The sequence below is a fragment of the Methyloversatilis sp. XJ19-49 genome (assembly GCF_024580145.1).
Classification (GTDB): Bacteria; Pseudomonadota; Gammaproteobacteria; order Burkholderiales; family Rhodocyclaceae; genus Methyloversatilis.
The window spans coordinates 438,292-445,708 of the sequence record NZ_JANINI010000001.1 but is presented as its reverse complement, the minus strand read 5'-3'; the positions used below and the strand labels follow the sequence as shown (position 1 = coordinate 445,708).

The window sequence follows — 7,417 nt, the reverse complement described above, 5'->3', positions numbered from 1 at the left end:
CCCCCCCCCCACGACACCGCATCGCAGGCGGCGTCGATGTCGCCGGACAGCGCACGCAGCAGCGTGGTCTTGCCGGCGCCATTCGGGCCGATCAGGGCCAGCATTTCGCCGGGTCGCACGTCGATCGACACGTCGTCGATCAGCCTGCGCTGACCGGCCATGACGCAGAGGTGGCGGGCGCTCAGCATGTCAGTGTTCCTGCGCGGCGCGCCGGCGCAGCAGCAGCATGAAGAAGGGCGCACCGAACAGCGCGGTCAGCACGCCGATCGGCAGTTCCGCCGGACTGACCCAGGTGCGTGCGGCACTGTCGGCCAGCACGACCAGCAGGGCGCCGGCCAGCGCACTGGCCGGCAGCAGCAGGTGATGCGACGGTCCGGCGAGGCGCCGCGCCAGATGGGGGGCAATCAGTCCGATGAAACCGATGGTGCCGGTCAGCGCGGTGGTGGCACCGACCGACAGCGCGATCAGCACCACACAGGCGCGGTTCAGCGTACCGACCGCCACGCCCAGATGCGCCGCCTGTGCTTCGCCCAGCGCCAGCGCATCGAGCGGCCCGGCCTTGCGCAGCAGGAGCGCGAGTGCGGCGCCGACCGCAACGGCGGCTGCGATGACACCCGGCCAGGTCGCGCCGGCCAGGCTGCCCAGCGTCCAGAACGTGAATTGCCTGACCTGGGCGTCGCTGCCCATGAACAGCAGCAAACCGATGCCCGACATGGCGAGTGCGTTGATGGCGATGCCCGACAGCAGCATCAGCGTGACCGAACTGCGGCCATTGCGGCGCGAGGCGGCATAGACCAGCGCCGTGGTCAGCGCGGCACCGGCGAAGGCGGTCAGCGGCAGCAGCGCACTGGCGGCCCAGCCCCCCGTGCTCATGGCGCGCTCGCCAAGGATGACCACGGCGGCCGCAGCCAGTGCGGCGCCGCTGCTGACGCCGACCAGACCGGGGTCGGCGAGCGGGTTGCGCATCAGGCCCTGCATGGCGGCACCGGCGATGCCCATGCCGGCGCCGGCGATCACGCCGAGCAGCACGCGCGGCAGACGCAGCGTCCAGATCACCAGATCGGCATCCGACCCGACCTGCTGCCCGAGCAGCGCGCTGACGACGGTGGCGGCCGGCAGATCCACCGCACCACTGGCCAGCGCATGGACGACGGCGCCGATCAGCGCGGCCGCCAGCAGCCAGAGCGTCAGGCTGACCGGCGGGCCGAAGCGCGGCAACTCGACACTGCGCAGGTTCATGGCGTGCGCATCCGCTGCGCCAGATCGAGCACCGCAGCCGGAAGACGCGGCCCGAAGCCGAGCAGGCGCAGCGCGTCCAGCGTCACCAGCCGGCCGGCACGCGCGGCGGGCAGGGCGGCCAGACCGGGTCGGGCGAGGAAGGCGGCGCGGCCGCCGGCGCTGGCGATCGCCTCGTCGGTCGTGACGATGATGTCGGGTGCCGCCGCCAGCGCTGCTTCCAGCGTCAGCGGGCGGTAGCCGTTGAAGCGGCCGGCCATGACGTTGGCGGCGCCTGCATAGTCGATCATGGCTGCGGCGGCCGTGCCGTCGCCGGCGACCATCGGACTGGCACCGCCATGATCGAGAATGAACAGGGCACGCGGACGCCCCGGCAAGGCAGCGACCTGTTGCCGCGCCGCCGCCCAGTCGGCGTCGAAGCGCTCCGCCAGTGCATGCCCGGCGTCGTCCAGCGCGAGCGACGCGGCGATGGTGCGGATGGCGCTGCCGACCTGATCGGCACGGTGGCCGGCGTCGAGCTGCAGCACGCGTACGCCGGCAACCTGCAACTGGGTCAGCGCGACCGGCGGGCCGGCGTCGGCGGTGGCGATCAGCAGCGTCGGGCGCATCGACAACACGCCTTCGGCCGCCAGCGCACGCTGATAGCCGACACGGGGCAGTGCCTGTGCCGCCTCCGGCCAGGTGCTCGTGGTGTCGGTCGCGACCACGCGGGCGCCCGCGCCGAGCGCATAGACGATTTCGGTGACCGCACCGCCGACCGTGACCAGACGCTGCGCACTGTCGGCCAGCGCCGGGCCGCACAGCGCGGCCAGAACGCTCAGCAGGGCAAGACGCTTCATGCGGCGACGCGGTCGGTCGACGGGCGGACCTGACGCACCAGCGCACGCCAGTCCTCGCGTTCCGGCTTGCCCGGTTTGCGCTCGCCGAAGAACAGCGCAATCGTTTCGCCGCGGGCGTCGAGCAATTCGACCGAGGTGACGATGCCATCGGAAGTCGGCTTGCGCACCAGCCAGGTTTCCGCCACCAGATCGTGCCGCAGGTGCAGGTTGAATCCGGGGTCGAGCACGTTCAGCCAGTTGCCCATGACTTCGATGCGATGCACCGGCCCGGTGTGGATCTGGATCATGCCGGGGTTGCCGACGAAGCACATGATGGACACCGACTGCGCTGCCGCCTGTTCGAGCAGCGGGCGCGACAGGACGTTGTCCAGCCGTTCGGCATGGCCGTCCGGTGCCAGCTGCATGGCCTGTCTGCGCGACACCTTGTGACGGCGCAGCAGCGGGAAGAAGTCGTGCGTGTCCTGCATGGCCAGCCAGTCGCGACGGAAGGCGTCGGTGTCGATCGCGGCCAGTGGCGTTTCCGCGTCCGGTTCCGTGCTGCGCAGTTCGACCTGTTCGCCTGCCTGCTGGTCTTCGGCGGTGCAGGCCGCCACCAGTGCGTGCCAGGCGTCGAGCTTCGTGCCGGCGCGCGAGAACACCTTGTGCACGGCGTCGCCGTGGCGGTCGTAGAACTGGAAGCTGAGCGAGGTGCCGCGCGGCGTTTCGTCGGTCACGGCATAGCCATGAGTCCATTGACCGTAAAAGATGCGCAGGTCGATCACGCTGCCCAGCGCCAGTCCGACATGGGCGTTGCCGGACATCTGTTCGAAGCTGCCGGTCTTTTCATGCACCGCGGCTTCGTTGCGGGTCAGCACCATGACTTCGCCCAGTTCCGGCATGCGCTGGAACAGCGCGTCGAACGGGCCGTGCAGGCGTATGGAATCGCGGCCGACGCCGCAGGCAATGGCTTCTCCTTCGCTGATGCCGAGAGCCGCCGCGGCATCGCGGTTGCGCAGGCGCCGTTCGGCTTTCAGGGCGTGGAAGGTGTGGTACAGGCTTTCGGGATCGGCAATGCGGGTCATGGAAGTCTCCGGCTCGGGGTGGGCGGGGCGGCGCGTCAGGCGCGGCGGCGGGCGATGACGCCGAGCAGGCCGAGGCCGGCCAGCAGCGACAGCCAGGTGGCGGGTTCGGGCACCGGTGCCGCGAGCACGGCCAGCTGGTCGAGGCTCAGGTGGGCGGCCGGGCTGGCGAAGGCGAACTGCAGGGCGAGCGGGTCGGTGACCGTCCAGCGCCACCAGGCTTCTTCCTCGCTGCCACCGAAGCCGCCCAGCGTGGCGCTGAACGACACGACCTTGCTGGCGGCGACGCCATTGAGCGTTGCGATGTCATTGGCCGCGGTGCCCTGGGTGGCGACGCGCAGCCATACGTCGTAGGTGCCGGCGGCCGGGGCGGCAAGATCGACGATGAAGTTCGCGGCGCCGCCACTGCTGTACAGATTGCCGCTGCCGGTCAGAAAGGATCCGGCCGCCGGATGGGTCTGGCTCAGCGAGCCGCTGCCGGCGATGTCCGGCGTGGCGTCAAGGCTGGTGCTGTCGAATGCATTCCATTCGGCATAGACGGAAGCGCTGGCCCAGGGGCTGGCTGAGCTGGCGCCATTGCCGTCGAAGCCGGCGAGCGGGGTATCCCAGACCGCACCGGCGGCGAAAGCGGAAGAAGACAGCACGCACAGCGCGCCGGTCGAGCACAGACGACGGAAAGACATGATGGGCCTCGTTCAGAGCCATGCATCCCTTCCCCGCGAAGGCGACTGCTCAGGTGTTGTTTCTGATGATGTGAGTCCGCGGCCCCGCGCCGCCGGACGATGCTGCACGAACGGTTCCGGTTCAGCCGGCGGCGAAATCGATCACGTAGCGGTACTGCTTGCCGCAGTCGATGATCACTTCCTTCTGCCCGCGCTTGAGCAGGCGTACCTCCACGCTGAGCGACCCGAAGCCGTCATGCCGGATCAACTCGTCGAGCAGACCGGAAAGGCGGGATTTCAGGGCGTCCGACGACGAAGCGTTCAGACCTGGCATGGCGTCATGCATGGTGACCGGAATGTCCGGCGCGGCTGGACCGCGCTGTGTTGAACCGACTCAAATAATAATGATTCTCAGTTCGGTGTCAAGCGGACCGCGCTTCAGGGGAAGCGGGCTTGGGCTGCTCGCGCGCAGTGCGGGGCGTCAGCCTGCCTGCGGACGCAACACGAAACGGTCGGTCAGTGCGGGTGTGCCGTGCGGCGTGACCGAGGGGTTGAGGACATCGAGCAGATAGGCACCTTGCTCCAACCGCGCAAAGGTGGATGCGTCGATCCAGTATTCGCAGCCGGCGATTTCGCCCAGCTTGACGTCGGACTCGCCGAGCGCGATCGAGCCGATGGGCCGGCACAGCGGCTGCACGCTTTCCGCCATCGCACCATGGCGGAACATCAGCGGGCCGTAGCGCGCGGACAGCCGGATGATGAGCATGACGGCATCAACGCTGGCGGTCAGCGAGACAGCCCGAAGATGACCGGTACGGTGGAGCGAGCATTCGGGATCGGATGAATGTGGCATGTGCGGATGTCGTGGCGCGACGTGTGGATCATGTGTAATGGTTCGTGTGCGTCGCAATTGCAGACCTGCGTACACAACGGCTGATCAGCAAATCCCGCGCCATATCAGGCGATGCGCTGCAGGATACGGGCGGCAAAGGAAAACTGCGCAATTCTCCGGCTGGCCGTTTGCGCGGGTGTCCAGTAACGGTGCATCGGACTGTCCATGGCTGAAACGTCAGCCAGATGAAATGTCGGTGCGCGTGCGGATTCTGTCAGCCTCGCACGGCAGTCGGAATATGAAAAACAGTTCCGGTTTGTGCCCCGAAAAGCCATCGGCACGTTCAGAAGCGCAGCGTCAGCGACAGCTTCGCGCTGCGGCCCGGTGCCTGCACGCCGACCGCGCCGGCGAAGCCGTCCTGCAGGCAGTACACCTCGTCGGTCAGGTTGTCGATGTTGAGCCGCAGCAAGGCATCCGGGGTGACGCGCCAGCTGGCGAACAGGTCGAACACGCGCGCACCGAACTGGGTGCCGATGCGTCCGACGCCTTCGATGAACAGCGTGCCCGGGCGCGAGCACACCGTAGGTTCGGTGCCTGCACTGGCGCGCCGTTCGCCGATGTCGCGCATGCGCAGACCGGCTTCGATGCGTCCGTCGAAGCCGCGCACACCGGCACTGGCGCTCAGCGTGTCGCCCGGTACGCCGTAGATCGCGTAATCGGTGCCGGCGACCGGGTTCGTGATGCGGCCGTCGATCTGCGACCAGGCGAGCGTGGCGAAGCTGCGCAGGCCGTCGTAGGACACTTCCAGTTCGGTGCCGGTGCGCCATTCCCGACCCGGTTGGGCGACCCGGCCGCCCACGTTCGAGATCGATTGCAGCAGATGGCGGGTATGGATGTCGTACCAGGTCGCGCGCGCCTGCCAGCGCCCGTCGGCGGCGCTCGCCGGCTGCGGCGACCAGGCGATCGTCAGTTCGTGGCTGGACGATTCCTGCGGCCGATAGAGACCGCCGCAGATTTCGTTGCCCGGCGCCAGATCGAGCGACGGGTCGTACGGAAGGCCGATGCCCGATGGGTCGTAGAGCGGATTCGCGTCGCTGACCAGATTGCCGGGCGCCAGCGGATTGCCGGTGGTTTTCGCGCAGCGGCTGGCGAAACCGCCGCGCGCGAAATACTCGTCGACCAGCGGCGGCCGGAAGGCTTCGTTGTAGCGGGCGGTCAGCGACACATCGCTGGCCGGAATGCGCCAGGTCAGCGCCAGCGCCGGCGACACCTTGACGAAGCGCAGGTCGGGCGACTGGCCGGCGGCAATCATGTTGGTGCGTGTCTGGCCTTCGGCGCTCACGTGGTAGCGGTCGATGCGCGCGCCCGGCGTCAGCGTGAATGCGCCGTAGGTCATCGCGTTCTCGACGATCAGCGCGTCGGACACCTTGTCGCCGGGCGGTTGTGCTTCGTTGAAACCGCCGGGATGGTTGTTTGCATTTGTGTTGGCGTTCGACGTCACGCGCACGATGTCGCGGCTGTTGCGGATGCCCTGGTAACCCACGGTCAGCACCCCGCGAAGCTCGCCCAGCGTGTAGCGCAGATCGTTGAACAGCTCACCGGTCCAGATGGCATAGCGCCAGTCGTCGTTGCAGCGGTCGACCCGGAAGGCGGCCGGCAGCAGTGGTGACGGTGACACGCAGATGCGGCTCTGGCCGATCCGGTGCAGGTCGGCCAGTTCGGTCGTTTCGTAGGCCAGCGTGCCGCGCAGTGCGATCCAGGAATCGGGTGGCAGATAGCGCAGCGACAGATTGGTCGTGGTGTCGTCGATGCTGCGCTGGACGATGCCGAAGCCGCCGGAGCCGCTCGCCGTCGCGTCGTACGGTGCGCGCTCAGGCCCGCCTGTGTAGCGCGTCTGGCTCAGTTCGATCACAAGATCGTCGGTGGCGTAGACGCTCGCCTTGACGAAGCGGCTTTCCGACGAAGTGGCGGTCAGGTCGAGGCGCTCGCCGTCGGGCAGGCGGAAGTCATCGGAATCGCGCCGGGCGACCGACACGATGAGGTCGAGGTGGGCATTCGGCCGGCCATAGACGGTCACCATGCGCAGCCGTTCGCGGCTGTTCCAGTTGTAGCCGTACTTCACTTCGCTGCCGAAGGGCTGTCCCGGCTTCAGGAAATCGGACGCCGATCTGGTGGTGGCCGACACCGTGCCGCCCAAGGCGCCCGACCCGGCGGTGACCGACGGGCCGCGCTCGACCTGCAGCGCCTTCAGCAATTCCGGCTCGATGAACACGCCGCTGCCGAAGCGGTACTTCTCGAAGCCCTTGACCGCGCCGTCGACCTTGAACAGCACGTCCTCGTTGTCGGAGAAACCGCGCAGATTGAATTTCATGCCGCTGGCGCGCGGTCCGCCATCGACCGACACGCCGGGGATGTCCTTCAGGATGTCGAAGATGGTGCTGGCCTGGCGCCGCTCGATGGCGGCGGCATTGATGACCGTGACCGGGCGGTCCGGCGGCAAGTCGATCTCGACCGGGCGCTGCAGCTCGCGTTCGTCGGTCACCTCGACTTCGGGCAGCACGGTCGTGTCGGTGTCGATCGCTTCGCCGACGTCCTGCGCGCCGGGTGGTGGCCCCGGAGGTGCAAGCGTTCGAGCGTCCTGCACCGGCGTGACGCGGTCAGGCGTGTGCGTGTCTTGCGCACAGGCCGCCGAGGCGGCGAGACAGGCAAACGCGCACAGTCCGGCTGCAGGCCAGCAGGCGGAGCGGCGGAGAGGGCGCCTTGCGGCTGTGGAGGGCTGGGGTGTCACGG

The 7,417-nt window shown here is 68.5% G+C and carries 7 protein-coding genes and 1 pseudogene; all 8 read right to left on the bottom strand.

Annotated features, from left to right (window positions below):
• A pseudogene (locus NMQ16_RS02055) lies at nucleotides 1–128 on the bottom strand (ATP-binding cassette domain-containing protein); the annotation flags it as partial.
• Nucleotides 129–189: 61 nt separating this feature from the next.
• Complete coding sequence (locus tag NMQ16_RS02050; RefSeq protein WP_257078812.1) at nucleotides 190–1,239, bottom strand: iron ABC transporter permease; 1,050 nt, start codon at nucleotides 1,237–1,239, stop codon at nucleotides 190–192.
• Nucleotides 1,236–2,075, bottom strand: a complete 840-nt coding sequence (locus NMQ16_RS02045; RefSeq protein ID WP_257078811.1) for a hemin ABC transporter substrate-binding protein — start codon at nucleotides 2,073–2,075, stop codon at nucleotides 1,236–1,238. Before NMQ16_RS02045 ends, NMQ16_RS02050 begins: the two co-directional genes overlap by 4 nt.
• Nucleotides 2,072–3,136 (bottom strand): hemin-degrading factor, encoded by a 1,065-nt coding sequence (locus tag NMQ16_RS02040; protein WP_257078810.1) that lies wholly within the window; start codon nucleotides 3,134–3,136, stop codon nucleotides 2,072–2,074. Before NMQ16_RS02040 ends, NMQ16_RS02045 begins: the two co-directional genes overlap by 4 nt.
• Before the next feature lie 35 nt (nucleotides 3,137–3,171).
• The gene (locus NMQ16_RS02035) at nucleotides 3,172–3,816 is read right to left on the bottom strand and encodes a PEP-CTERM sorting domain-containing protein (protein ID WP_257078809.1); all 645 of its coding nucleotides are present in this window, start codon (nucleotides 3,814–3,816) and stop codon (nucleotides 3,172–3,174) included.
• A 121-nt stretch (nucleotides 3,817–3,937) separates the two neighbouring features.
• Nucleotides 3,938–4,141 (bottom strand): hypothetical protein, encoded by a 204-nt coding sequence (locus NMQ16_RS02030; RefSeq protein WP_257078808.1) that lies wholly within the window; start codon nucleotides 4,139–4,141, stop codon nucleotides 3,938–3,940.
• A gap of 135 nt (nucleotides 4,142–4,276) precedes the next feature.
• Nucleotides 4,277–4,648 carry a DUF779 domain-containing protein gene (locus NMQ16_RS02025; protein ID WP_257078807.1) on the bottom strand — a complete coding sequence of 124 codons (372 nt, stop codon included), beginning with the start codon at nucleotides 4,646–4,648 and terminating at the stop codon, nucleotides 4,277–4,279.
• A gap of 322 nt (nucleotides 4,649–4,970) precedes the next feature.
• The gene (locus NMQ16_RS02020; RefSeq protein WP_257078806.1) at nucleotides 4,971–7,271 is read right to left on the bottom strand and encodes a TonB-dependent receptor domain-containing protein; all 2,301 of its coding nucleotides are present in this window, start codon (nucleotides 7,269–7,271) and stop codon (nucleotides 4,971–4,973) included.
• Nucleotides 7,272–7,417 lie beyond the last annotated feature (146 nt).